Source organism: Nonomuraea polychroma, assembly GCF_004011505.1.
GTDB classification, from domain to species: domain Bacteria; phylum Actinomycetota; class Actinomycetes; order Streptosporangiales; family Streptosporangiaceae; genus Nonomuraea; species Nonomuraea polychroma.
In genome coordinates this window covers 6,326,982-6,350,448 of the sequence record NZ_SAUN01000001.1, presented here as the reverse complement: position 1 = coordinate 6,350,448, position 23,467 = coordinate 6,326,982, and the positions used below count along the sequence as shown (strand labels likewise).

Annotated in this window: 19 protein-coding genes and 1 other RNA gene; 9 read left to right on the top strand and 11 right to left on the bottom strand. The window is 70.6% G+C overall.

The annotated features are described in order from the left end of the window. Positions 1-28: 28 nt before the first annotated feature. Together rnpB and EDD27_RS28945 are read left to right on the top strand one after the other, a co-directional pair. An RNA gene (rnpB, locus tag EDD27_RS28955) (RNase P RNA component class A) lies at positions 29-418 on the top strand. A gap of 523 nt (positions 419-941) precedes the next feature. After that, positions 942-1,403 (top strand): GNAT family N-acetyltransferase, encoded by a 462-nt coding sequence (locus EDD27_RS28945; protein WP_241564313.1) that lies wholly within the window; start codon positions 942-944, stop codon positions 1,401-1,403. Between the two features lie 400 nt (positions 1,404-1,803). Here the strand turns inward: EDD27_RS28945 and EDD27_RS28940 are convergent, their stop codons facing one another. Beyond that, positions 1,804-2,532 carry a LysR family substrate-binding domain-containing protein gene (locus EDD27_RS28940; protein WP_127935189.1) on the bottom strand — a complete coding sequence of 243 codons (729 nt, stop codon included), beginning with the start codon at positions 2,530-2,532 and terminating at the stop codon, positions 1,804-1,806. A gap of 55 nt (positions 2,533-2,587) precedes the next feature. Between EDD27_RS28940 and EDD27_RS28935 the strand changes: the two genes are divergently transcribed. From EDD27_RS28935 to EDD27_RS28915, 5 genes are all read left to right on the top strand, one after another. Next, complete coding sequence (locus EDD27_RS28935; RefSeq protein WP_127935188.1) at positions 2,588-2,959, top strand: DUF5997 family protein; 372 nt, start codon at positions 2,588-2,590, stop codon at positions 2,957-2,959. Positions 2,960-3,265: 306 nt separating this feature from the next. Beyond that, positions 3,266-3,679, top strand: coding sequence for a TOBE domain-containing protein (locus EDD27_RS28930; RefSeq protein WP_127935187.1), 414 nt, complete (start codon positions 3,266-3,268; stop codon positions 3,677-3,679). 10 nt (positions 3,680-3,689) lie between these two features. Then, complete coding sequence (modA, locus tag EDD27_RS28925; RefSeq protein ID WP_241564312.1) at positions 3,690-4,496, top strand: molybdate ABC transporter substrate-binding protein; 807 nt, start codon at positions 3,690-3,692, stop codon at positions 4,494-4,496. Between the two features lie 5 nt (positions 4,497-4,501). Beyond that, positions 4,502-5,350, top strand: a complete 849-nt coding sequence (locus tag EDD27_RS28920; protein WP_127935186.1) for an ABC transporter permease — start codon at positions 4,502-4,504, stop codon at positions 5,348-5,350. Next, positions 5,347-6,378 (top strand): ABC transporter ATP-binding protein, encoded by a 1,032-nt coding sequence (locus tag EDD27_RS28915; protein ID WP_127935185.1) that lies wholly within the window; start codon positions 5,347-5,349, stop codon positions 6,376-6,378. Before EDD27_RS28920 ends, EDD27_RS28915 begins: the two co-directional genes overlap by 4 nt. Positions 6,379-6,427: 49 nt before the next feature. Here the strand turns inward: EDD27_RS28915 and EDD27_RS28910 are convergent, their stop codons facing one another. From EDD27_RS28910 to EDD27_RS28890, 5 genes are all read right to left on the bottom strand, one after another. Next, positions 6,428-7,354 (bottom strand): serine hydrolase, encoded by a 927-nt coding sequence (locus EDD27_RS28910; protein WP_127935184.1) that lies wholly within the window; start codon positions 7,352-7,354, stop codon positions 6,428-6,430. A 267-nt stretch (positions 7,355-7,621) separates the two neighbouring features. After that, positions 7,622-8,653, bottom strand: a complete 1,032-nt coding sequence (locus EDD27_RS28905) for an NAD-dependent epimerase/dehydratase family protein (RefSeq protein ID WP_127935183.1) — start codon at positions 8,651-8,653, stop codon at positions 7,622-7,624. Between the two features lie 5 nt (positions 8,654-8,658). Next, positions 8,659-10,902 carry a SulP family inorganic anion transporter gene (locus tag EDD27_RS28900; protein WP_127935182.1) on the bottom strand — a complete coding sequence of 748 codons (2,244 nt, stop codon included), beginning with the start codon at positions 10,900-10,902 and terminating at the stop codon, positions 8,659-8,661. 77 nt (positions 10,903-10,979) lie between these two features. After that, positions 10,980-12,560: a hypothetical protein gene (locus EDD27_RS28895; RefSeq protein WP_127935181.1), complete on the bottom strand. Its 1,581-nt coding sequence runs from the start codon at positions 12,558-12,560 to the stop codon at positions 10,980-10,982. A 183-nt stretch (positions 12,561-12,743) separates the two neighbouring features. Further along, the gene (locus EDD27_RS28890) at positions 12,744-13,286 is read right to left on the bottom strand and encodes a YbhB/YbcL family Raf kinase inhibitor-like protein (protein WP_241564310.1); all 543 of its coding nucleotides are present in this window, start codon (positions 13,284-13,286) and stop codon (positions 12,744-12,746) included. 653 nt (positions 13,287-13,939) lie between these two features. Here EDD27_RS28890 and EDD27_RS28885 point away from each other — a divergent pair. Both EDD27_RS28885 and EDD27_RS28880 read left to right on the top strand, forming a co-directional pair. Further along, positions 13,940-14,461, top strand: a complete 522-nt coding sequence (locus EDD27_RS28885; RefSeq protein WP_206641697.1) for a PH domain-containing protein — start codon at positions 13,940-13,942, stop codon at positions 14,459-14,461. Continuing rightward, on the top strand, positions 14,458-16,206 hold the full coding sequence (locus EDD27_RS28880; RefSeq protein ID WP_241564309.1) for a PH domain-containing protein: 1,749 nt from the start codon (positions 14,458-14,460) through the stop codon (positions 16,204-16,206). The genes EDD27_RS28885 and EDD27_RS28880 overlap by 4 nt, the downstream gene beginning before the upstream one ends. A gap of 193 nt (positions 16,207-16,399) precedes the next feature. Here EDD27_RS28880 and sepH read toward each other — a convergent pair whose 3' ends face one another. The 5 genes from sepH to EDD27_RS28850 form a co-directional block, all read right to left on the bottom strand. Then, on the bottom strand, positions 16,400-18,865 hold the full coding sequence (gene sepH / locus EDD27_RS57945) for a septation protein SepH (protein ID WP_277750760.1): 2,466 nt from the start codon (positions 18,863-18,865) through the stop codon (positions 16,400-16,402). Positions 18,866-19,028: 163 nt separating this feature from the next. Continuing rightward, entirely contained in the window at positions 19,029-19,976 is a 948-nt protein-coding gene (locus tag EDD27_RS28865) for a S8 family serine peptidase (protein ID WP_127935179.1), read from the bottom strand. Positions 19,977-20,072: 96 nt separating this feature from the next. Further along, positions 20,073-21,350, bottom strand: coding sequence for a D-arabinono-1,4-lactone oxidase (locus EDD27_RS28860; RefSeq protein ID WP_127935178.1), 1,278 nt, complete (start codon positions 21,348-21,350; stop codon positions 20,073-20,075). Between the two features lie 47 nt (positions 21,351-21,397). After that, complete coding sequence (locus tag EDD27_RS28855; protein ID WP_127935177.1) at positions 21,398-22,120, bottom strand: polysaccharide deacetylase family protein; 723 nt, start codon at positions 22,118-22,120, stop codon at positions 21,398-21,400. A 54-nt stretch (positions 22,121-22,174) separates the two neighbouring features. After that, positions 22,175-23,380 carry an MFS transporter gene (locus EDD27_RS28850; protein WP_127935176.1) on the bottom strand — a complete coding sequence of 402 codons (1,206 nt, stop codon included), beginning with the start codon at positions 23,378-23,380 and terminating at the stop codon, positions 22,175-22,177. Positions 23,381-23,467 lie beyond the last annotated feature (87 nt).

Below are 23,467 nucleotides of genomic sequence, written 5' to 3'. Positions count from 1 at the left end.
AGCTTGAGACTTGATAGGGTTTTGCAGACGAGTCGGCCGGGCGACCGCGTCGAGCCCGCGAGGGCTCGCCGAGGAAGGTCCGGGCTCCACAGGGCAGGGTGGTCGGTAACGCCGACCCGGGGTGACCCGCGGGACAGTGCCACAGAAAGCAGACCGCCTCCCGGTTCACGGGAGGTAAGGGTGAAAGGGTGGTGTAAGAGACCACCAGCGCCCACGGTGACGTGGGCGGCTAGGTAAACCCCACCCGGAGCAAGGTCAAGAAGGGACGCTCTCCGGAGCGTTCCGCGCGCGACGTTCGAGGGCGGCCCGCCCGAGCCGCGCGGGTAGACCGCTTGAGGCCGCCGGCAACGGCGGTCCTAGATGGATGGTCGCCCCTTCACACGAAGGACAGAACCCGGCCTACAGGCCGACTCGTCACTCTCCGCCCCTTTGACCAGGGGCGGAGCGCCCTTTAAGATCTCCTGTTCCGTCCCTGTTCCGTGATCTTGGGAAGTAGATGCGCGTCAATCGCTCCGCGTCCGAGATCGCCTTGGTCCGGAAAAAGGTGACCGTAGGTGTCCATTGTCTCCGCGATGGTGGCGTGACCGAGACGAGTTTGGATCACCTTTGGGTTGAGGTTGGCCTTGATCAGCCCGGAGGCGTAGAAGTGCCTCAGATTTCGCTGAGCGATGCGGTGGTGGAGTGGTTGCGGTGGAAGCCTGCCCGCCTGTCGTCGCCCCAGGACGAGCCCTAGCAGACCAGCCGCAGGACGGCCCATGCTCCATCACGACTCTGGCATCGGGTGCGCGGTCGGGGCGGCCCGGGGGCTGGCCCGCTATCCCTGCGGGTGGGACGACGGCAGACGTTGCGGCAGGCAAGCTCTGGTGACATTTATTGATATGCGCGACCGGCTTCCTGATGCGCGCCCAACGCAGACCTGACCGTACGGCAGGATGGGCGCCATGTTGGAGATCAACTTCCTGTCTGAATCCGACCGCGCCTGCTGGGAATTGCTGGCCCGTGGTAAAGACGCATACTTCGAGGTCGAACGCAGCGACGACGACTACGAACGGACCTGGCGACGCCTACTCGACGACGAACAGATACGCGGGATCGCCGCCCGGCTGGACGGCAAAATGGTCGGCATCGCGCACTACCTGTTCCACGCCAGTGTTTGGTACTCCGGGAGATGCTATCTAGCGGACTTGTTCGTGGACCCGGAAGTCCGGCGGCGGGGTATCGCGACGGCAGTGATCGAGTGGGTGGCGCGGGACGCCAAGGAGCACGGCTTCCCAGGCCTCTACTGGAACACGTTGGAAGACGCCCCGGCTCGCGCGCTGTACGACAAGGTGGGCAAGTTCCACAAGGGGCTCATCCTCTACACCTACCGGCGTGACGCGAATCAGACCTCCACCCAGCACTGAGAGGCGACCAGGATGGGTGGTCACCATGCGTTGCGCCTCACCACCCGCGATTGGCTGGCATCCCGAACGGGAGCCAGTCCGTGAGCCACGCAGGGTGCACAAGTGTGAACGGATCAGGACTCGCCTGACCGGCCTGACCGCCCTAAGATCCCTGGACTCTAGGTGATCACCCTCTCGTTGGAGGACTTGTTCCGTCTCTGTTCCGCCACAGCGCGGAAGATGCCGAAAGCTACTGGCAACTGCTGAGAAGCACTTCTGCAGCTCAGAGCCGAGATCAAGGATCAGCCCAAGGTCAGCGAATCGCCTTGAACAGGACGAGGCCTACAGGCCGACTCGTCACCCTTCAACTCTCTGGCCAGGAGTTATCCGGTTCAGGTGCCGGCTGAGTTCGGGCTGCAGGTCACCGAGGCCGGTGGCCCTTCCTTTTGCGGCCGGCCGGCACGGCCCGGCGGCCGGAGCGATTCTGTGCGGGCTTTTGTGCCTGTCGCTGTGCCGGTTTCTCCGCGGGGGAGGCGGGGGTACGGCCCCGCGAGCTGTTCACTGTCCGGCCGCGGACGATGCCGATGAAATCTTCCACCAGGTCAGTGGTTGCGTCCGTGGGCCAGGTCAGCGCGACCTGAGACTGCGGCGCGTCCCGCACCGGCCGGTAAGTGAGATCCCTGCGGTGGTGGAGGCGCGCCAGCGACTGCGGAACCAGGAGAAGCCCGGTGCCGGCCGCTACCAGCTCGACGGCCTCCGCCGTTGTGGCCGGGCGGGTGAACGCGGGAAGCCCGGGCCGGACCGTCCACTCGATGGTGTCGTCCAGAGGACGGAACACCGTGTCGTCGGTCAAGTCGGCGATGTCCACCTCGTCGGCGGCGGCCACCGCGTGGTCCTTGGGCACCACGACCACCGTGGTCTCCACGTAGAGAGGAATCACGCTGAGCCCGTCCCGATCGATCGGCAGCCTGACGAATCCGGCGTCGGCGCCGCCGTCCCGCAGGAGTCTCACCACCTCGGCGGCGGGAACGGGGACCAGGGTAACCGGCACGCCGGGCATCCTCTCGGCCCAGATGTTGACCCATTTCGCGGGTGTCACCCCGGGCACGTAAGCCAGCCGAAACACTCTGCCGGTTTCTCCATCAGTCACTTCCTCAGGGTACCGATGTCAGGGGAACCCGTTCCGACTGACTACGCTTGGCGCCATGACCTCGTCCAAACCGAAGACCACCCAGACGATGAAGCCCGAGACCGCGGCCAAGAAGCTGGGTGTCCTCCTCTCGGCCACTCCCGCCGAGTTCCAGGCGGGTGTCGTCTCCAGGGACGAGCTGAACGAGTTGCAGTCGGCGCCACCCGCCTGGCTCGTTGACCTGCGCCGGAACGGCCCGCACCCCAAACAGGTCGTCGCCGCGAAGCTCGGGGTCTCCATTTCCGGCCTGATCAGAGGCGGGATCACTGGACCGCTCACCACCGCTGAGATTGATGCGCTGAAAGCGGAGAACCCGGAGTGGCTGGAGCGCGAGCGGGCCGTCCAGGCCGAGGCCCGCAAAGAAGCACTCCGCCTCAAGCAACGCTAGACGGCTGGATCCTGCACGCCTCGTTTCGTTGGCCATGAGGCAGTGCTGACGACAACACCATGGACGAGGGCCTGCGGCCGGCTCTGGCCGACATGACGCGGCCTACCGGCCGACTCGTCACTTTCTTCAGCCGTCATCGGCGGGCCGGTCTCGCCGTGGCGCCGTGCCTTCCCGTGACCGAAGCCGACCCTTGCGGGCGCTCTTCCCGCACCTCGTGGATGCCATAGCAGGGCCCCGGCCTGCGCCGCTGTTGCAGCGGAAGAGCGGTATTCAGGCTGGCATGTGCGAGGGGTAAGGTGGGGCTTTGTGACGACGTTTCGGATCAGCGAGGCCGCCGCGCTGCTGGGGGTCAGCTCCGACACCGTACGCCGCTGGGTGGATGCGGGACGGCTGACGGCCGAGCGGGACGAGCACGGCCACCGGCAGGTGAACGGCGCAGATCTGGCCGCGTTCGCCCGCGCCCAGGTCGGGGTCATCGGCGACGGCGGTCGTTCCTCGGCGCGTAACCGGTTTCGCGGGATCGTCACCGAGGTGATCCGCGATGCGGTGATGGCGCAGGTGGAGATCGCCGCGGGGCCGTTCCGGGTGGTGTCGCTGATGAGCCGCCAGGCTGCCGACGAGCTCGGCCTGGAGGCGGGGGTGGTGGCGGTCGCCGTGATCAAGTCCACCAACGTCGTCGTCGAGATCCCCGGCCAGGAACGCGTGGCCGGCAGCCCGTGAAGGAGCCCTCTTGGTGTCCAAGCGTCTTTCCCGATGGGCCCTCGCCGTTCCCGTCGCGCTCATGATCGCCGGGCTGGCGGGCTGCGGATCCAGCCAGCCGGCCGGCACGTCGGCGTCCGATGCGTCCTCTGCCGCGGGTGGGGGCGCCAAGGAGGTGACGGTGTTCGCGGCGGCGTCGCTGACCGGCACCTTCACCGAGCTCGGCAAGACGTTCGAGGCCGCTCATCCGGGCACGACGGTGAGGTTCAACTTCGGCTCCAGCGCGACCCTGGCCCAGCAGATCATCCAGGGGGCGCCGGCTGACGTGTTCGCCGCCGCCAGCCCCGCCATCATGAAGACGGTGACCGACGCCGGGCTGGCCGGTTCGCCGACCACGTTCGTGCGTAACAAGCTGCAGATCGCCGTGCCCGCGGACAACCCGGGCAAGGTGGAGGAGCTGAAGGATCTGGCCGACCCGAAGGTGAAGGTGGCGCTGTGCGCCGAGCAGGTGCCCTGCGGGGCAGCCGCGATCAAGGCGTTGGGCGCGGCGGGGCTCAAGGTCACTCCCGTCACCCTGGAACAGGACGTCAAGGCCACGCTCACGAAGGTCGAGCTGGGTGAGGTGGACGCGGCGCTGGTCTACAAGACCGACGTGATCGCCTCGGCGGGCAAGGCGAAGGGCATCGACTTCCCCGAAGCCGACCAGGCGATCAACGACTACCCGATCGCCCCGCTGACCAGAGCGCCCGCCGGTGACCTGGCACGGCAGTTCGTGGACCTCGTGCTGTCGCAGCAGGGCAAGGACGTGCTGGCCAAGAGCGGCTTCGAGGCACCCTGATCCGCATGGTCACTCCTCAGCGCACCGATCCGCCTGACGGGGCCGCGCGACGTTCGGCGTCCGCCCGCCAGAGGTCCGGCCGCCTGCCCTGGATGCTGGTGGTGCCCGCGCTGCTCGGGCTGGCGTTCCTGGTGCTGCCGCTGGCCGGGCTGCTGATCCGCGCTCCCTGGTCCACGCTGCCGCAGCGGCTGGCCCAGCCGCACGTGCTGGAGGCGCTGCGGCTGTCACTGGTGTGCGCCACCATCGCCACGGCGCTGTGCCTGCTGCTCGGCGTGCCGCTGGCCTGGCTGCTGGCCCGGGTCGACTTCCCCGGCCGGCGGGTGGTGCGGGCCCTGGTGACCGTCCCGCTGGTGCTGCCCCCAGTGGTCGGCGGTGTGGCGCTGCTGCTGGTGCTGGGGCGGCGCGGCCTGCTCGGGCAGTGGCTGGAATCCACGTTCGGGATCACGCTGCCCTTCACCACGGCCGGGGTCGTCGTGGCCGAGGCGTTCGTGGCGATGCCGTTCCTGGTCATCAGCGTCGAGGGCGCGTTGCGCGGCGCCGACCAGCGTTTCGAGGAGGCCGCCGCGACGCTCGGGGCCTCGCGCTGGGTCGTCTTCCGCCGCGTCACCCTGCCGCTCATCATGCCGGGCGTGGTGGCCGGGGCGGTGCTGTGCTGGGCTCGGGCGCTGGGCGAGTTCGGCGCCACGATCACGTTCGCGGGCAACTTCCCCGGCACCACCCGCACCATGCCGCTGGCCGTCTACCTCGCCCTGGAGACCGACCCGGAGGCGGCCATCGTGCTGAGCCTCGTCCTGCTGGCCGTCTCGGTCATCATCCTGGCCAGCCTGCGGGACCGGTGGGTGAACAGCCCATGACCCTCGACGCTCACCTGGTGGTCACCCGGCCCGCCTTCGCCCTCGACATCGCCCTGGAGGTCGCCGCCGGAGAGGTGGTGGCGCTGCTCGGCCCCAACGGCGCGGGCAAGACCACCGCGCTGCGCGCCCTGGCCGGCCTGACCGCCATGACGGGCGGGCACGTGGTCCTGGACGGCGGCCCCGTGCACGAGCTGGCCGCCGAGCTGCGCCCGATCGGCATGGTCTTCCAGGATTACCTGCTCTTCCCGCACCTGTCCGCCCTGGACAACGTCGCGTTCGGGCCGCGCTGCCAGGGCGCCTCCAAGAGCGAGGCCCGCCGCACCGCCGCCACCCTGCTGGAGCGCGTCGGCCTGGCCGATCATGCCGCCGCCAAACCGCGGCGCCTGTCCGGCGGCCAGGCCCAGCGCGTCGCCCTGGCCCGTGCGCTGGCCGTACGACCACGCCTGCTGCTGCTGGATGAGCCGCTGGCCGCGCTGGACGCCCACACCCGGCTGGAGGTCCGCTCCCAGCTACGCCGCCACCTGGCCGACTTCGACGGCGCCACTGTCCTGGTCACCCACGACCCCCTCGATGCCATGGTGCTGGCCGACCGGCTGATCGTCATCGAGCACGGGGCGGTCGTCCAGCAGGGCCCCCCGGCCGAGGTCTCCCGCCGGCCACGCACCGACTATGTCGCCCGCCTGGTCGGGCTCAACCTGTACCGAGGGACGGCCGACGGGCCTCGGGTCAAGGTGGGCGACCTGGTGATCACCACGTCGGACCGCGTGGAGGGGCCGGCGTTCGTCGCGTTCCCGCCGGCGGCCGTGGCCCTGTATCGCACCCGGCCGGACGGCAGCCCCCGCAATGTCTGGCAGGCCCGCATCGACGGCATCGAACGCCACGGCGACAACGTCCGCGTGCACCTCGACGGCCCGATCACCGCCTTCGCCGACATCACGCCCGCTGCCGTGGCGGACCTCGACCTGACCCCCGGCCAGCAGGTGTGGGCCTCGGTCAAGGCCACCGAGACCCACACCTATCCCGCATGAGCGCCGATCAGCCGGGTAACGGACACGTTCGCGTGCTACGGGAGGACGGCTACGAAGCCGCCCGGGACATGGCCTTGGTGACGAGCCGGCTGACACGCTCCACCGTCTTGACGCCCGCCCCCATCGAGCCGTGCCGCTCGGAGATCACCGCGATCAGGTACGTGTGCCCGCGATCCCGTACCTGACCGATGCTGTTGACCGTCCACAGCCCTCCGTGCCACTCGCGCGGCAACCAGCCGTTCTTGAGCGCCACCTCCGCCCCCTTGCGCCCCGACGCGCTGACGCCCCACGACTGCTCGGGCGCCACGTCGGACATCAGGCCCAGCACGTACCTGCGGTTCTTCGCGGAGAGCGGGCTCTTGCGCGAGGTGAGCGCGGTCAGCAGGCGGACCTGGTCGGCGGCGCTGGTGGTGGTCGCGCCCCATGCCCCGCCCGGTCCCGGACGCGTGTCGCGCAGCCCGAACTTCTTGTTGGCGGCGGCCAGCCCGGACGCGCCGCCGATGGCCGACCACAGCGCCGAGGCGGCGGCGTTGTCGCTGACCTTGATGGCCCTCGCCGCCGCGCGCCGCTCCCAGGAGCTGAGGCCGCGGCGCTGGCGCTGGGCCCGCAGCAGCAGCGCCATCACGATGTCCACCTTGACGATGCTGGCCGTGGCCGTCCTCAGCCCGCGGTTGTAGGTGTAGGACCTACCGGTGGTCAGATCGTGGGCCGACACCGCGAAACGGCCTGGGAGGTCCTCCAGGGAGCGGGTCAGGGCCTTCTTGTACGAGGAGGACGACCGCTTCGGCGGCTTGGCCTTCACCGCAGCGGGGGCCGGGGCCGGAGTCGTGGTCATGGCGACGGGAACGGGGTCGAGGGGGACGGGGTCAGGCAGGGGGACGCTCGAGGTGAGGACGACCAGCGGCGCGACCGCGGCCACGACCGATCCCAGCGTCGTACGCCACCTCGCCACCGGCGCCCCGAGCTTGGGCGGCACGGCCGGACTACCCGGAGGCGGACAGGTGAGGCGGCAGAGAACGGGGAGCCCGCGGAGCTGGGGAACTCATGGCAGGCAGCATTCCGATATGGGTGTTTCCACCGTGTTAGCTCTACGTGCGCTCCCTGGAAATTCGCTTGCAGAAAGCGCAAAAAGGGGAGAGGGGCGGAGGTATCGGCACCTCCGCCCCTCTTTTGGTACGGCCCCTGGGAGTCAGGACCGGCGCCGCGACACTAACCCCGCCCGCACGGCCTGGTCTGCGCAGAACTACTCAGAACCGGATGAATCCGCATGGGACGCCCACGCGGCGAGAATCGCGGCCTCCTTCTCCGGCGCGATCCCGTGCGTGGTGTTGTTGCCGAAATTGCGGCGCTTCTCCGGGATCTCCCGCAACCACTCCCACGTGTCGCGCACCGTCTCCGCGACGGGACGGATGCGCAGCCCGGCCGCCTGTGCCTTGGCCGTCGGCACGCTCCAGAACGTCTCGGTCTCCGCCGACGGCGGTCCGCCCCACAACGGCAGCTCCACGAACGTCCCCGCCCCCTGCTCGGCCAGGAAGGCGCTGTCCACCCACACGAACTCCGCGTCGGACCCGGTCGCCTCCTTGCACGACTCCAGCCACTCCCCGTACGTGGTCTGGCCGACCGGACCCGTCACCAGGAACCGGCCGCTCGCGCCGCCTTCGGCCTGGTCGAGCGTGAAGATGCCCAGGTCGCGCGCGTCCACGAACTGCAGCGGCGCGTCCGGCTCGCCCGGCGCCAGCACCTGCCCGCCCCGCGCGATCCTGGTCAGCCACCACGGCAGCCTGGCCACGTCCTCGTGCGGACCGAGGATGATGCCGGGCTGGACGATCAGCACGTTGCCGTCGAACCCCTGCTCGACCGCCCGCTCGCACCCCGCCTTCAGCACCCCGTAGTTGCCGTCGTCGGGCCCGGCGTCCGGCTCGCACGGCCAGATCTCCGCGTCTTCCCCGGCCGGCTTGCCGGGGAAGCCGGCCAGTGCCGAGATGGTGGAGATGAACGCGTACGTTCCCACGTGCCCGGACAACGCCCGGGCCGACGCACCCACCACCCGCGGTACGTAGCCGGACGTGTCCACCACGAAGTCCCACGTGCGCCCGTCCACGAGCCGCTCGAGGTCACCCGGCGCCTCCCGGTCGCCGCGCACCGCCTCGACCCCGGGCACGTCAACGCCACTGCGCCCTCTGTTGAATGTCGTGACCTCGTGCCCCCGGGCCAGCGCCTCCTCCACGACGGCGCGCCCCAGGAAGCCGGAACCACCGATGACAAGAACCCTCATAAGGGTCATTCTTCGCCTGCGGGGACCCTCCGATCATGCATCTTCACCGAGGGCGTAGAGCGCAGCGGCGGCACGAGATGCACCCTGGCCGTGGCGATGTCGAAGTACAACCCCACCAGCTCCAGCTTCCCCGCCCTGACCTGCTCGTCCACCTTCCGGTACGTCCGCAGGTTCTCCAGCTGCTGCTGCACGTTGACCCGGCACAACACGTCCAGCGCCCCGCTGTGCAGCCGACCGCCCTCGGTCTCGATGAACGTGGCCAGGCTGTGGTTGCCGTGCCGCAACCACCGGCGCAGCCCCGGCAGGCTGCCTGCCTGCACGCCCGCGCTCAGCACCCCAGCCATCGCGCCGCACCCGGAGTGGCCGCACACCGTGATCGTGTGCACCCCCAGCACCTGCGTCGCGTATTCGATCGCCGCCACCACCGAGTCGTCGTGCGGCTCCGATCCTCTGCGCGGCACCAGGTTGCCGATGTTGCGCACCGTGAACAGGTCGCCGGGCCCGCTCGCCGTGATCAGGCTCGGCACGATCCTGGAGTCCGCGCACGTGATGAACAGGTGCGTCGGCTGCTGCTTGCGGGCCAGCTCGCTGAAGATGGGCTTCACCAGCGGCGCCGTACGCCGGTGGTATTCGCGGGCGCCCGCCGTCAGCTGGCACTCCACCCGCATGGCTCCGCCGATCGACGGCACCATACGGTGCCCGGGCCGCCGGTGCCGCTGCGCCCACGGCAACCACCAGCGGTCCGGCGCCACCGGCGGCGACTTCACCGGGAACATGCGTGCTCCGCTGGCCGCCAGCGTGTACCACTCGTCGTGCAGCTCGTCGATGTCGATCGTGCCGCCCATCCGCTCGTGGTCCAGCCGCCAGGAGTGGATGGCCTCGAAGGCGGCGTTGTCCATGAAGTCGATGTTCAGGTCCAGATCCACGGGCGTGCCCGCGGGGATCGCGCGAAGCTCGTGCGTCAGCCGGGGCACGCCCAGGAACGTCAGCGACCCGGAGATCGTCACGTGCAGCCGGCCGTCCTTGTCCGGACGTTTCAGCACGGTGACCCACGTCAGGCGGCGCAGGGCGAGCAGCGCGGCCAGGGCCAGCCCGGCCAGCACGCCTTCGGCCAGCCCCAGCAGGATCACCGCGGCCAGCGTCACCACGTACACCGGCACCTCGCCGTGTCCGTGCACCTTCTTGATGTGGCCCAGGTTCACCATCTGCACGCCGATGAACACCAGCAGCGCTGCCAGCGCCTCCATCGGGATCAGCGTGATCGTCCAGCCGAACCCGATCGCGAACACCAGCACCCACACCCCGTGCAGGATCGTCGAGGCCCGGGTACGGGCGCCGGCCCGCGCGTTCGCCGTGCTCCGCACGATCACCCCGGCGACCGGCAGCCCGCCGAGCGCGCCCGTGACCATGTTGGCCACACCCTGACCGGTCAGCTCCTGGTCGAGGTCGGCGCGGCGGCCGCCGTGCATGCCGTCGACGGCGACACAGCACAGCAGCGACTCGCACCCGGCCAGCAGCGCCACCAGCAGCACCGATGCCACCACCAAATGCCAGTCGCCCTGCGGCAGCACGGGGAACGCCCACTCGGTGAGGCTGTCGGAGAGGTCCACTCGAGTGACGTCCCAGCCGAACGCCCACGCCGTGACCGCCGCCACCAGCAGCGCGGCCAGCGGGGCGGGGATCACCTTGATCGCTGCGGGCAGCCGCGTCCACACCGCCAGCACCGTGATCGTGAGCAGCCCGACCGCCACCTTGTGCCCGTGCAGGTCGGCGATCTGGCCGGGCAGCTCGACCAGGTTCGCCACGGCCGAATGCTGCGAGCTGCCGCCCAGCACCACGTGGAGCTGGGACAGCGCGATGATCACGCCGACGCCCGCCAGCATGCCGTGGATCACGGCCGGCGACACCGCGAGCGCCGCCCTGGCCGCTCTGAAGACCCCCAGCAGGAGCTGTACCGCCCCGGCCAGCAAGGTGATCATGCAGGTGGCGCGCCATCCGTATGTGTGCACCAGATCCACGACCACCAGGGACAACCCGGCGGCGGGACCGCTGACCTGCACGGCTGAGCCGCCCAGCGCGCCCGCCACGATGCCGCCCACCACGGCGGCGATCAGCCCCGCGGCGAGCGGCGCGCCCGAGGCCATCGCGATGCCCAGAGACAGGGGCACCGCGACGAGGAAAACCACGAGCGAGGCTGGCACGTCATGCCGGAGGGTGCTCAGCCAGCTACTCTTTGTGTCGCGCAACATGGAGCAAACCCTAATGCTCCACCCTCCGCGCTTTAGCTGTGCGTCACACGGGTTTTACCTATTCCTGGCGGCCGTGATCAGCGGTAGTAGTCGTGCGGATAGTCCTGTTCCGAGGGGCGCCGATGACCGTTGCCGTTGCCGGGGGAAGCCGGCGGCTGGTTGCCGTACACATCGCCGCCGTACCCCGGCCAGGCCGACGGAGAACCGTTCGACGACAACGACTCAGGCCACACGGATGCGGGGGCGGTGGTGATGTCACCCGTCTCGTACGCGGGGTACGAGGACGGAGGCGTCGGCGCCGCCAACATGTCGTCGTGGTTGGCGTTCGCCGAGACCGCCCGGCGGGGCGTGGTCGGGGCGCCGGTGAGCGGGTCGGAGTCGTCGGCCACGGCCCAGCCAGGGCGGACCTCGTAGGAGGCCGGGTAGGACGAGCGGTCGGGCTGTTCGAACGCCGGCCAGGAGCTTCCCGAGTCGAACGAGGGGGCTGAGGAGGCCGGGGTGGGGTCGTCCAGGATGTCCGGCGAGGGAGTGGCCGGCCACGAACCCGACGGGCTGGCCGCCGGCGGAGTGGTCCAGGTCGTTTCGAGCGGGTCGGCCACGCCGTTGTAGGCGGGGAACGGATCGCTCGTCGGGGCGCTGTGGAGGGGCGCGGGCTGGGCGATCGGGAACGAGCCGCTGGACGCCGGGCCCGAGGCGGGGAACGAGCCGCTGCCGGCCGAGGGAGAAGCCGGGAAGGACCCGCTGCCGCTCACCTGAGAGGCGGGGAAGGACCCGCTGCCGCTCACTGGAGAGGCCGGGAAGGACCCGCTGCCGTTGGAGGCCGTGAACGAGCTGCTGCCGCCTGAGTAGGAGCCGGTGCCGTTGGCGTGCGAGCCGCCGCCGTTCGCGGTCGCCGGCTGCGGGCGGGAGGCGGGCATCGGCTCGGGGCGGGAGGACGGGACGACCGGCTGGGCGCCGGCGCCGAGGATGCTCATCACGTCGGCCGTCGGGGCCGCGAAGGTCACGGTGCGCTGTTCGGAAAGATCGGCCTGCGAGGGTCCCCGCCCGCCCCCTGTGGCGCGCTTGGCGGGTTCGACGAGGTCTGCCAGGTTGGCCGCCGCGGCCGCCGCCGGCTGGCGCTGCGGCAGGGGACCTTGGAGGGTGGTCGCGTCGGGGTCCGCGGCCACGGGCTGGGGGTTGGCCTTGCGCTCGCTGCGCCGCTCGGACCGGCTCGGGAGCTCGGCGGCACGCTGCGCCTCTCGCTCCCGGTCGTCCGGGCGGGCCGCTGCCTTCCTGGCCGCCACGGTGCCGCCGGCGCCGAAGCCGCCCTGCTCCGCGTCGCTGCGGATGTTGGCCCAGAACTCCTCGTCCTCATCGTCCGACGTCGGGTTGCCCCACTCGTCGACACCACGCCTGCCACGCTGGCCGGTCCGCACCGGTTTCGGCGTCTTGGGCGCGTCAATGGGGCTGAAGTCAGGGCTGAAGTTGTTCATCCGCGGCTCGTGCGCGGCGAACTCGTCGGTCGAGCGCGCGTGGGTCTTCTCCTCCTTCTCGGCCATCTCCTTCAGCCGTTCCGGAGGCAAGGAGCTCTCCCGCCGGCTCATCGAACGCATGCCCAGTGCCACGACGACGAGCACGAGGAGCACGACGGCGACCAAACTCACGATAACCGCAGTCATTGCACCACCCTCAAAGCCATGGCCTCCCTCTGGCATCGGTGAGATCGCGCGGCCATCGACGCGACCTGCCCCCTTTGATCACCAATGCCTAACAATTGGATCTGATTGTGTCGGACCACTATGAGCGTTGTCACACCCTACGTGAAGAATTGGTACACCGTATTACCTGCGGTGTTCGGCCTATCACTCAAGGTCAACGGCTGTGAGGCGGCCGCGGGCTATGGTCTTGTCCGCGATCTTCTTCAAGATCGTGGGGAGCGGCGTGCCCTCCGAGACGTCGACCTTGCCGTTCAGCGTGTAAACCGTGAAGCGGTAGCTTCCCGGAGACTTGCACGGGGGGTCGTATCCCGTCTTGCCGCTGGTCACCTTGGCCTGCCCGGTCCCTTCCGGGGGATCGTCGGCGGCGTTGGGCCCCAGCTCGGTCGTGGTCGCGGGAATGTTGTAGAGCACCCAGTTCACGGTCGCTTCCGACGACTCACGCGAGTCGACCACGATCGCGATCGACTTGGCCTCCGGCAGCGGCTGGCTCGACCAGCGCAGCGGAGGGCTGACCCCGTCTCCCCGGCAGGAGTACTCGCGCGGCAGCGGCTTGCCGTCGCGCAACTCCGGGCTCGAAACGTTGATCTCCGCGATGTCCTGGGCTTGTGATCTGCCGATGAGGCCGGCGCAACCCGACAGCGCGAACGCCGCGACCACCGTCGTCACAGTGACGGTGGTGCGTCGCACGAGTGATGCCGTGTTACACAGCCCCATGCCGGACGATGCTACGCGGCTCTCGGCGGTGCGCAGACCGTTTCTCGATGGTCCGTGCTCGGTAAAGGATCCGAAATGCGCTGGAATCGAGGCATTCGGAGGGTGACGTTGACCACATCCGTGTCCTCCGCCCCACCCGTCCGGCCGCGTCGGGGCGGGCCGGAAGACCCATACTGGCCTGCCGCGTCGCCGTGACGGGATGCGGGGCGGGATGCCGTCGGGCGAGCCGACAAAACGGACACTCGTTTCGGACGCCGGCGTCGGCAGAAACCAGGTGCCCAGCTTGCGGCACGCGGTAAAAGCCCCGGATCCGGCGGAACGGGTCGAGCCGCCTGCCGGCGCGCAGGCACCTGGCGTGATGGGGAGGCGGGCCCGTCGCTGTGCGGACGGCGGCTGCCACGTTACGTGAGGCGCTTGCGTGGTGTGCGGTCCCGCACGCGCCCCCGGGCCTGGCTGGCACGAACGTGGCGCCGCCGACGTGGCCATGCACGACAGCCTGCGGCCGGCCGCCACCGAGCATGGCACCCCCGCTCCAGCCCCGGAAGGCAGACACGCCGCCGCGATCGCCGGATCTTTGACGGCCCGCGGACAGATCACCGTACGGGTCCGCGTCCTAAGCTGGCCTTGTGACCTCAACAGGCCCGCTACGCGATCCGGCGAACCGCGTCTCGCCCAAGGCCGTGCGCCTGTGGCTGCTCGAAGCGCTGATCGGCTTCGCGTTCTTCCTGGGCGGCTCGCTCCTGGTGTCGCGGTGGGTCGGCGGCAGCGGGTGGTCGTGGGTGCCCGGCTGGTTCGCCGCGAACTCCTGGCTGCTGCCCGCGGCCGTCGTCGTGGTGACGCTGCCGTTGCTGGTGGCCGAGCCGTTCGTACGGTACTCCGTGCATCGCTGGGAGCTCTCAGGCGACGTCGTCTACGCCAGGTCGGGGTTCCTGACCAGGGAGTGGGTCTTCGTGCCCGTGAGCCGCATCCAGACGGTCGACAAGGGGCAAGGATGGTTCGAGCGGATGCTCGGGCTCGCCACCCTGGAGATCCGCACCGCGTCCCACGCCGGCTCCTCGACGATCAAGGGGCTGGACTACGAGGTGGCCGCCGGGCTCGCCGAGCAGCTGGCCCACCGGGCTGAAGCGCTCAGGGACGACGCCACATGACCGACCCAGGGCCGCGCGGCGACTCCCCGCCCGAGGAGGGCGCGCCGCCACCGGCGTTCAGGCCCGAGCAGGCGTCGCGGCCGGCGGGGGCGGCCGATGGACAGGCCGCGCCCGGGCAGGCGGGGCCTCCTCCATTCCCCCTTCGGGCCCCGTTGCGGCTGAGCCCGAAGGTTCTGCTCATCGACCCGGTACGCATGTTGCCCTCGCTGCTGCTGCCCCTCCTCGGCGTGCTGTTCGTGGGCGGCTTCTCCGCGAGGTCGTACGGCTGGGCGCTGCTCGGCATCGTCGGCACCGTGGTCTTCGCCATCATCAGGTGGGCCACCTTCACGTACGAGATCGCCGGTGACCGCCTGGAGACGAAACGGTCGCTGATCAGCCGTTCCGTGCGCACCATCCCGCTGGAACGCATCCGCGGCGTCGACGTGTCCACGCCGCCCATGCACCGGCTGCTCCGCCTGGCCGTACTGAAGATCGACACAGGCGCGAGCGGCGGCGACGAGGAGGCCGAGCTCGACGGGGTCACGGTGGAGGAGGCCGATCGGCTCAAGGCGTTGCTGCTGCGGCGCGCGCCCCGGCAGGAGGGGCCCGTGCCCGAGGCCGCCGCGGCCGGGCCGGCGGAGCGGCCGATCATCAAGGTGCCACGCAGGTGGCTGCTGTACGGGCCGCTGTCCGGCGCGTACCTGCTCACTCCGTTCGCGCTGGTCGGCGGTGCCGTGGGGCTGGCGTTCCAGTTGGGCAACGAGCTGGGGTTCGGCCAGGACGCCGCCTGGAACCTCGGCCAGTGGCTCTGGGAACGCCCCTACCTGCTGCTGGCCGCAGCCGTGCTCCTCGTCCTGGCGATGCCCGTGCTCGGCGCGCTCATGTACGCCGTCTTCACCTGGGACTTCGAGCTCAAGCGGCGCGACGGCTACCTGGTGGCGGAGCGCGGTCTGATCAACCGGCGCAGCGTGTCGCTGGAGTCGGCGCGGGTGCGCGGCTACGAGATCGTGGACGGCCTCGCCGAGCGGTGGGCCGGGGTGGTGCGCGTGTGGGCCATCGTGACGGGGCTCGGCGACTCGCAGACCCGGGGGCAACTGCTGCCCGACGTGCCGCGTGCGGTCGCGCACCAGGTGACCGAGGATGCGATCGGTCCCTATACGGCTGCCCTGCGCCCGCACCCGCCCGTGGCGCGCAACCGCCGCCTCTTCCGCGCCATCTTCCCCTGGGCGCTGATCGCACTGGTCAGCGGCGTGGCGGCGGGGGCGACGGGCACGACGGTGTGGTGGATCCTGCTGGTCCTGTCGCTCCTGCTGGCCGGCGTGGGGATCCCGCTGGGGCTTGATCGGTACGCGTCTCTGGGGCACGGCTACGACGGGGTCCGGGTGGCGGTGCGGTCGGGCTCGCTGCGGCGGTCCCAGGCCGTGGTGGAACGCCGCGCCGTGGTGGGGTGGCGGCTGCGTCAGACGTGGTTCCAGCGGCGGGCCGGGGTGCTCACGCTGATCGCCGGGGTCGGGGCCGGCAAGGGCGGGTACGAGGCGATCGACGTCTCGGAAGCCCAAGGGGCAGACTTCCCCGCCGAGGTGACCCCGGAATGGCTCGCCCCGTTCCGCGAGCCCGCACCCCCAGAGCCGCCCTTCATCCCCAAGCCTCAAACCCCGCCTGCCGGGCCGCACGTGACGCCGCATGCCGGGTCGCCTGAGATGCCGCCTGCCGGGTCTTCTGAACCGCCACCTGCCGGCTCTGCTGGGGCGCCGTCCGCGGAGTGAACCGCGGCACTCCGAAACCGCCCATGTCCAGAACGTTGCGGGCGGTGCGTTCCGTGCACCTAGGGCGCCACCCGGCGTGCAGGGGCGGCCTGCGGATGCTGCCGTGCCCGGTCGCCGTGGGCATCGTCTCGGATGCTCATCGGCTCATGCTGCGAGACCGATGGCAGGTCTCGGCGGTGGGACGGTGGAGAAGTCAGTCCTGGCGGCGGGCGCCGAACATGATCTCGTCCCAGGTCGGGACAGAGGCCCGGCGGCCACGCGAACCCTTGCGCGGCTGGCGGGCGGCCGGAGCGGGCGGCGGGGACGGCACCGGCACGGCCGGCTCCTCCTTGGCCTCGTCCTTGCCCGCCCGGGCCGCCGGCACCTTGGGCTCGGCGGGGGCGGGCTTCGGCTTGGGCACAGGCGCGGGCGGCGTCGCCTTCTTCGCCGCCTGTGCCGGCTTGCTCGGCTTGGCCTCAGGCTCGGCGCCCGCGCTCTCGCGCTTCGGCTCCGCTACGTCTTGCGCCGGCTCGGCCTCGGGCGTCGCGTCCGCCTCAGCGGCATCGGCCTCCGCCGCTGCGGCGGCGCTGCCCTCCGCGGTTGCCTGTGTCTCCGCGCCCTGGCCGTCTGTCACCTCGGACGTGGCCTGGGCAGCCGCTGCCGTGGACTCAGTCGGCTGGTCCGCGCTTTCAACCGTGACGTCCCCCGCCGCCGGGGCAGGGGCATCCGTCGGTTCGGCCGCGTCCACGGAGGGCGAGGCGGTCGTGGGTGAGGCGGTGGTGCCGCTCTCAGCGGACGTCTCGGGATCGGCCGCCACGTCGGAGGGCGCCTCCTTAGCCGTCTGGGCGTCGGAAACGGCCTCGGAACCAGCCTGAGCAACGGCCAAGGAGTCCGCCTCCGCAACAGGAGCCGGCCGACCGTCGGTGGCCGATTGGCTGCCGCCCGCCGGCTCGGCGTCGGCGGCTGGCTGGCTGGTCGGCTCGGGCTCGGGCTCAGGCTCGGAGGTCGCGTCAGTGACAGGCGTCGCCTCCAGAGCCGCGCCAGGCTGTGCCGCCGATGCCGGTGCGGGCGCCGTCTCGGCGACGGCGGACTGTGCGGCAGGCTGAGACGCCGTGATCGGCGGCTCCTGGATGGCGATCGGTTCCGGTGCGGAAGGCTGCTCCCGCGGCAGGCCATGGGCGTCCGCGGGGTCGTGCGCCTGCGGCGGGATGTGCTCGCCGGCGGACGTCTCGCCCTGGGCGACGGTAAGCGGCTCCTCGGCGGAGGCCTGGGGAGCCGCGCCGACATCCGCAGGAGCGGAAGCCTGAGAAGCGGAAGCCTGGGGAGCAGAGTGCCCGTCCGCAACGGCGGACCGCTGGGCAGCAGGCTGCGCCTCGGCAGGTGCGGGCGCCTGAGAAGGGGAGTGCCCGTCGGCAGGTGGGGGTGCCTGAGGAGCGGGGTGCCGCTCGGCAGGTGCGGGTGCCTGAGGAGGCGGGTACGCGTCGGCCGGGGACGACGGCTCAGGAGCGGCACGGGTGTCCGAAGGCGCGGCGGGCGCGTAGATGGTGGGATCGGTGTCGCGCTCGGCCGGGCGGCCGGAGCCGAAGTCGGGCAGCCACGGCGAAGGCCCGCCGCGGCGCGAGGGGGTCTCGCCGGGGCGGGCATGGCCGGTCTCGCGGGCAGGCGCCTCAGACCGAGAGGAGCCGTCACGGGACGGTGTCTCAGGCCGGAAAGAGCCGTCGGGGGACGGTGCGTCGGGCCGGAAGGAGCTGTCGCGCGATGGTGGTTCCTCGCGGAGCGCGGTCTCGCGGGACGGCGGCTCGTGGCGGAGGGTGGTCTCGGGAGGCGAGGAGGCCGTTTCGCGTGAGGGGGAGGACGGTTCGCGGGAAGGCGCGGCGCGGTCGAAGGGTGCCTCGCGAGAGGGCACGTCCGAGGCGCGCGGGTAGCCGGTCTCGGCGGCCCTGGGCGGCGGGTTGTAGCCGACCGCCGGCTCCTCGGGCTCACGCCGCACCACCGACGGGAACGGCATCGCGTCGGAGGCGAGCGGCGGCACCGGCTGCAGCTTGGCGACCCGCGGCGCGAACGGCGTCACGGTCGTGTCCTCGACGACGGGCGGCTCCGGGTCGAAGTCGGCCGACGACAGCCGCATGGCCTCGTCGCCGTGTGGCGTCACGTGCCGCTTGCGCGGGTCGAAGAGCCACTCGGCGTGCCGAGTGTGGCCGTTCCACACGTAGCCGAGCTTGACGCGCCACAACCCGTCGTCACGCTTGGCGGAGTCCCAGTCGATCTCTTCTGTGGGCACACCGCGTCTGGTGAGCCGCTCGGCGACGAGATCGCCGAGGGTAGGACCGGGCGCGGTTTCGCCCGGCATGCGCACGGCCACCCGCTGGGCCTGTTGGGCGACGTACTCCCGCTCCTGCAGCACCGGCCCCTCGAACCAGCGCACGCGCTCGACCGGGATGCCGGCGGTCGCGGCGATCTCCTCCGCCGTCTCTCCGGCGCGAATGCGGGCCTGGATCTCCTTGGGGCGCAACGGACTCTCCACTTCGATCTCGTACTGGCCGAGACGGGAGAAGTTGCCGCGGACGGCAGCACGGAGCCGGTCGTCCACGGGAAGAGTGAAACGGGTGCCTCGCCCGGCCGTTGCCAGCACGAGATAGGTGCCGTCCTCACTCACCGCGACGAGTCGGAGCTCCTGCATGCGAGTCCCTTCGTCAGCGTCGTCGCCATTCTTCCCCCGGACCCTTGAGTCTCTCGCGTGTGCCGGTTGCCTGCCAGCACCGTACCCGGCATGTCCGAACATCGCCTTCCTGGGATAGCCCCGGGGCGATGTGACGCCGGTCACACTTGTCGAATCCATGCCTCTAGAGCCCGCCCCTGTGCCTCAGGAGGTTAGAGGCCCTGCCTGGGTTCTGGCGAATCGCATCGTGGGTTGAGGTGCAGTTGAGGCGAGACGCCAGGATGGCCGGGTTCGTGCCTGGATGGCGCTCCAGGTAGCGGGCGGCGGCTCCCGCTGAGTACGGGGCGAGCGCCGAGTACGCCGCCCCGCCCGGCTCCACCCGGCACCGGGCGGCATCGGCCGCCCCCGCCACGAACACCCCCGACCGCACCAGCGAACGTACGGCGGCGTCGAGGGAGGGCGAGCCGGATCCGTCGACCGCGAGAGTGGCGACGGATGGGCCGCGCGCGTGCCGGCGGATCCAGTCGAGCCCCGCCAGCACGTCGGCCAGTGTGCCGGAGTTGCCGCAATCGAGCACGCGTACCGAGGCGATCCCGGCGCCCGGCGCGGCGGCGTGGACGCGGCCGGCGACCTGTGTGCCGTGGCCGCCGCAGTCCCGCCCGGCGCCGCCGGTGGCGTCGAAGGCGCGCCAGGCGCGGTCTCCGAACTCGGCCCGGCCGGCGTCCACGCCGCTGTCCACGACGTACACGGTGGCGCCCGTCCCGGTGCCCGGGCCGGCCGGTGGGCGGGCAAGTCTCCTGATGGGCACGGCGTGGAGCCGCCGGTCGGGCTCGATCGTGCGGACCCGCGGGTCGGCACGTAGTGAGGCGAGCTCGGCGGCGCTGAGGAAGGCGGCGAACCCGGGCAGCGCCGCGGTGTAGTAACGCCGCACCCGCCACCGCACCTCGCCGACGAGATCGCGGGCGGCCGCCGGGCCGCGCGCGATGACGATGTAGGGGTGGGCGGGTTCGGTGGCCGCGGGGCGCAGGGCGAGTCCCGAGGCGGGTGTCATGGCCAGTGGGACGGCGGTCGTGGCGGCCGTCGCCACGGCCGCGGCGAGGTATACGGAGGGCAGGCCGAGTCGTCGGGACACGGGTGTCGAGGGTGCACGCCGCGCGTGTCATCCGGGCGGCGGGACACGCCCTCACGGTCGTTCGCGAGCCAGTTCTTTACCGAAAGAACGACGGCTCTAGCCGAGTACCAGGTCCAGGTAGTCGTTGGTGAACAGGCGGCGCGGGTCGAGCCGGTCGCGCAGCGCGGCGAAGTCCGCGAAGCGCGGATAGACCTTGCCCAGGTAAGCGGCGTCCCTGGTGTGCAGCTTGCCCCAGTGCGGCCGTCCGTCCAGCCGCACCATGATCTCCTCCACGCCCTCGAAGTACGCCGGGTTCGGCGTCGGGCGGTAGATGTGGCACGCGATGTACGCCGATGCCCGCCCGTACGCCGTGGACAACCAGGCGTCGCTGGGCGGCGTCACCCGCACCTCCACCGGGAAGGTGATCAGCCACCCCATGCGGTCGATGAGGTCACGCGTCTCGCGTAACGCCTGCGCCAGGCGCTCACGCGGCACGGCGTACTCCATCTCGAGGAACCGCACGTCCCGCCGGGCCGTGAAGATCTTGTACGAGGTGTCGACCGACGCGGAGTCCCCCAGCGCCGCCGCGCTGACCTCGTTGATCCGCGGGATCAGCCCGGGGAAGCGGGCCCCGGTCGCGCAGGCCGCGCCGAACACGGTGTTCTCCAGGAACACGTTCTCCAGCCAGCGCTTGACCACGCTCGGCGGCGACGCGGGACCGGGATGCCGGTTGTTGGTCTTGACCAGGCAGGCGTCGGTGTGCGGCAGCCAGAAGAAGTCCAGATGCTCGTTGGCGGAGGTCAGCTCGTCGAGCGAGTCCAGGATCTCGCCGAGCGCCATCTTGCGCCGCCTGTTGTGCAGCAGGAACGCGGGCTCGACCCGGAACGTCACGGCCGTCACCACCCCGAGCGCGCCCAGCCCGACCCGGGCCGCGTCGAACAGGTCGTCGCCGGGGGAGGCGGTGGCCACCGACCCGTCGGCCAGCACCAGCTCCAGTTCGGCGACCTGGTCGGCGAGCCCGCCGCTGTCGCGCCCGGTGCCGTGGGTGCCGGTCTGGATGGCGCCCGCGACGGTCTGCTCGGTGATGTCGCCCATGTTGGCCAGCGCGAGCTCGCGCTCGTCGAGCAGCTCGTTCAGGACCTTGAGCGGGGTGCCGGCCCGCACGGTGACGCGGTCGTCGGCGTACGAGGTGATTCCGGTCAGCGCGTCAGGGCGCAACATGATGCCGTCGGTGAGGGCCACTCCCGTGAAGGAGTGACCCGTTCCGACCATGCGGACCCGCCGCCCGGAGGCGGCGGCGTCCCGCACGGCGCGTACGACGTCCGCGACGGACTCCGGCGCACGCACCTCGACAGGGCTGCTCGACTGGTTCTTCGCCCAGTTCGTGAAGACCATTGAGCGCCCCTCAAAAGAGTTCTCGTTCTGGTGAACGTGAACGATACTCAGTTCTCCCAGCCCTCGGGAAGCGGGAAAACGTCGCCGGGCTTGAGGTTCTGCCGCTTCACGATGTCGGACACGGTCACCAGGTGGTAGCCCTTGCCCTGCAGGGTTTTGATGATCGACGGCATGGCCTCGACGGTCTGCTTCACCCAGTCGTGCATGAGGATGATGCCGTCCTGCTTGGCCACCTCGAGGGTCTTCTTCTTGATGGCCTCGACGTTCTTGCTCTTCCAGTCCTCCGAGCCGCCGGTCCAGAGGATGATCGGCATGTCGAACTCGGCGGCTATGTCGGAGACCTGCAGGTCGTCCATCCCGTACGGGGGCCGCAGCAGCTTGGGCTCGACGCCCGCCGCCTTCTTGACGGCGTCCTGGGTCTTCTTGATCTCGGCCCTGATCTCCCAAGGCTCGAGCTTCCTGAAGTCAGGGTGGGTGTAGCTGTGGTTGCCGAGCTCGTGGCCCTCGGCGACCATGCGCTTGACGTACGTGGGGCGGCTCTTCGCGTACTGGCCCTCGAGGAAGAACGTCGCCTTGGCGTTGTGCTTCTTCAACGTGTCGAGCAGGATGCCCGCGTACTTGCCCGGCCCGTCGTCGAAGGTCAGCGCGATGCACTTGACCTGCTCGCAGTCGACCGGGGCCTTCTTCGGTGCCTGGGCTAACGCGGGCGCCGGGGTGAGGGTGACGCATACAGCCGCAATTGCTAGAAGTGAACTGATTTGTCGGGACATAAGTAAAGCTTCCATAGTGATGGATGATGCGAGGGATGTCCCGACGTTAGCGGATCAACTCTGCGCGGGTGAAGACGCCTCGGGCACTCTCAGGAAACCCGAACCTCCGAGTCCCACGATCACGGCCAGGATCGCCGCACCCAGACTGAAGACGTAGGCGTTGGACGCGCCGTACGTCTCGGTGAGCCGCCCGCCCGCCCACGCGCCGATCGCCACGCCGAAGCCGAGGGCGGTGGAGATCCACGCCATGCCCTCGGTGAGCAGGGACGGAGGCACCAGCCGCTCGGTGAGCGAGAAGCCGGTGATGAGCGTCGGCGAGATCGCGAACCCGGCCAGGAAGAGCGCCCCCGCCATGATCAGCGCGTCGCCGATGAACATGATCGGCAGCAACCCCAGCGCGAACACGAACAGCGCCCGCACGAACCGGCCCCGCAGCGAGATCCGCCAGTGCCTGGACCCGAACCAGAGCCCCGACACCATCGAACCGCCCGCGAACGAGGCGAGCAGGAACCCCGCGGCCCCCTTCGCCCCCTGCTCCTCGGCGAACGCCACCGTGATCAGGTCCACGGACCCGAACACCGCCCCCATCGCCAGGAAGACGCATGACAGCAGGGCGATCCCGGGGATCAGGATGGGCGTGCCGCCCCCGCCGGACTTGCCCGGCTGGACGGGCGGCTGCGTCCGCCGCTGCGCCGCCAGCGCCAGGCAGCCGACGAACATGAAGACCAGCGCCACGGCCAGCCCCATGTACGGGCTCACGCCGGTGGCCAGCACCGTGACCAGGGCTGGCCCGGTGACGAAGATGACCTCGTCGACCACGGACTCGAAGGCGAAGGCGGTGTGCAGCTTGCTGGAGCCGCCGTGGATGACTGACCATCTGGCGCGTACCAGCGAGCCGACCGACAGCGACGTGGCCCCGACCACCAGGCCCGAGGCGTACAACGTCCACTCGGGCAGCCCCAGACCGGCAGAGAACAGCAGAGCGGCCAGCCCCAGGGCGTTGACCACGGCGAACGGCGGGATCACCCGGCTCTGGCCGAACCGGTCCATGAGGCGCCCGGACAGTGGAGCGCCGACGGCGAAGGCCACGTTGGTGGTGGCGGCTACGGCGCCGGCGGTGGCGTAGTTGTCCGTGAGCGCGGAGATCAGTAAGACGATCCCGATCCCGATCATCGACATCGGCATCCGCCCGACGAAGCCCGCCAGCACGAACGCCTTGATGCCAGGCCCGTTGAACAGCCCCCGGTAAGGCCCGACCACCCCGTTTCCCCCTTACTTCCGCCAGCTAACCATTGCGCACCGATGCCCGGTTAGCAAGTCGATTTTCGGCTGCCTGGACTAACCTGT

Coding starts and splice junctions, on each gene's coding strand:
- EDD27_RS28945 (WP_241564313.1), top strand. CDS start 942: ATGTTGGAGATCAACTTCCTGTCTGAATCCGACCGCGCCTGCTGGGAA.
- EDD27_RS28935 (WP_127935188.1), top strand. CDS start 2,588: ATGACCTCGTCCAAACCGAAGACCACCCAGACGATGAAGCCCGAGACC.
- EDD27_RS28920 (WP_127935186.1), top strand. CDS start 4,502: ATGGTCACTCCTCAGCGCACCGATCCGCCTGACGGGGCCGCGCGACGT.
- EDD27_RS28915 (WP_127935185.1), top strand. CDS start 5,347: ATGACCCTCGACGCTCACCTGGTGGTCACCCGGCCCGCCTTCGCCCTC.
- EDD27_RS28905 (WP_127935183.1), bottom strand. CDS start 8,653: ATGAGGGTTCTTGTCATCGGTGGTTCCGGCTTCCTGGGGCGCGCCGTC.
- EDD27_RS28900 (WP_127935182.1), bottom strand. CDS start 10,902: ATGTTGCGCGACACAAAGAGTAGCTGGCTGAGCACCCTCCGGCATGAC.
- EDD27_RS28895 (WP_127935181.1), bottom strand. CDS start 12,560: ATGACTGCGGTTATCGTGAGTTTGGTCGCCGTCGTGCTCCTCGTGCTC.
- EDD27_RS28880 (WP_241564309.1), top strand. CDS start 14,458: ATGACCGACCCAGGGCCGCGCGGCGACTCCCCGCCCGAGGAGGGCGCG.
- sepH (WP_277750760.1), bottom strand. CDS start 18,865: ATGCAGGAGCTCCGACTCGTCGCGGTGAGTGAGGACGGCACCTATCTC.
- EDD27_RS28860 (WP_127935178.1), bottom strand. CDS start 21,350: ATGGTCTTCACGAACTGGGCGAAGAACCAGTCGAGCAGCCCTGTCGAG.
- EDD27_RS28855 (WP_127935177.1), bottom strand. CDS start 22,120: ATGTCCCGACAAATCAGTTCACTTCTAGCAATTGCGGCTGTATGCGTC.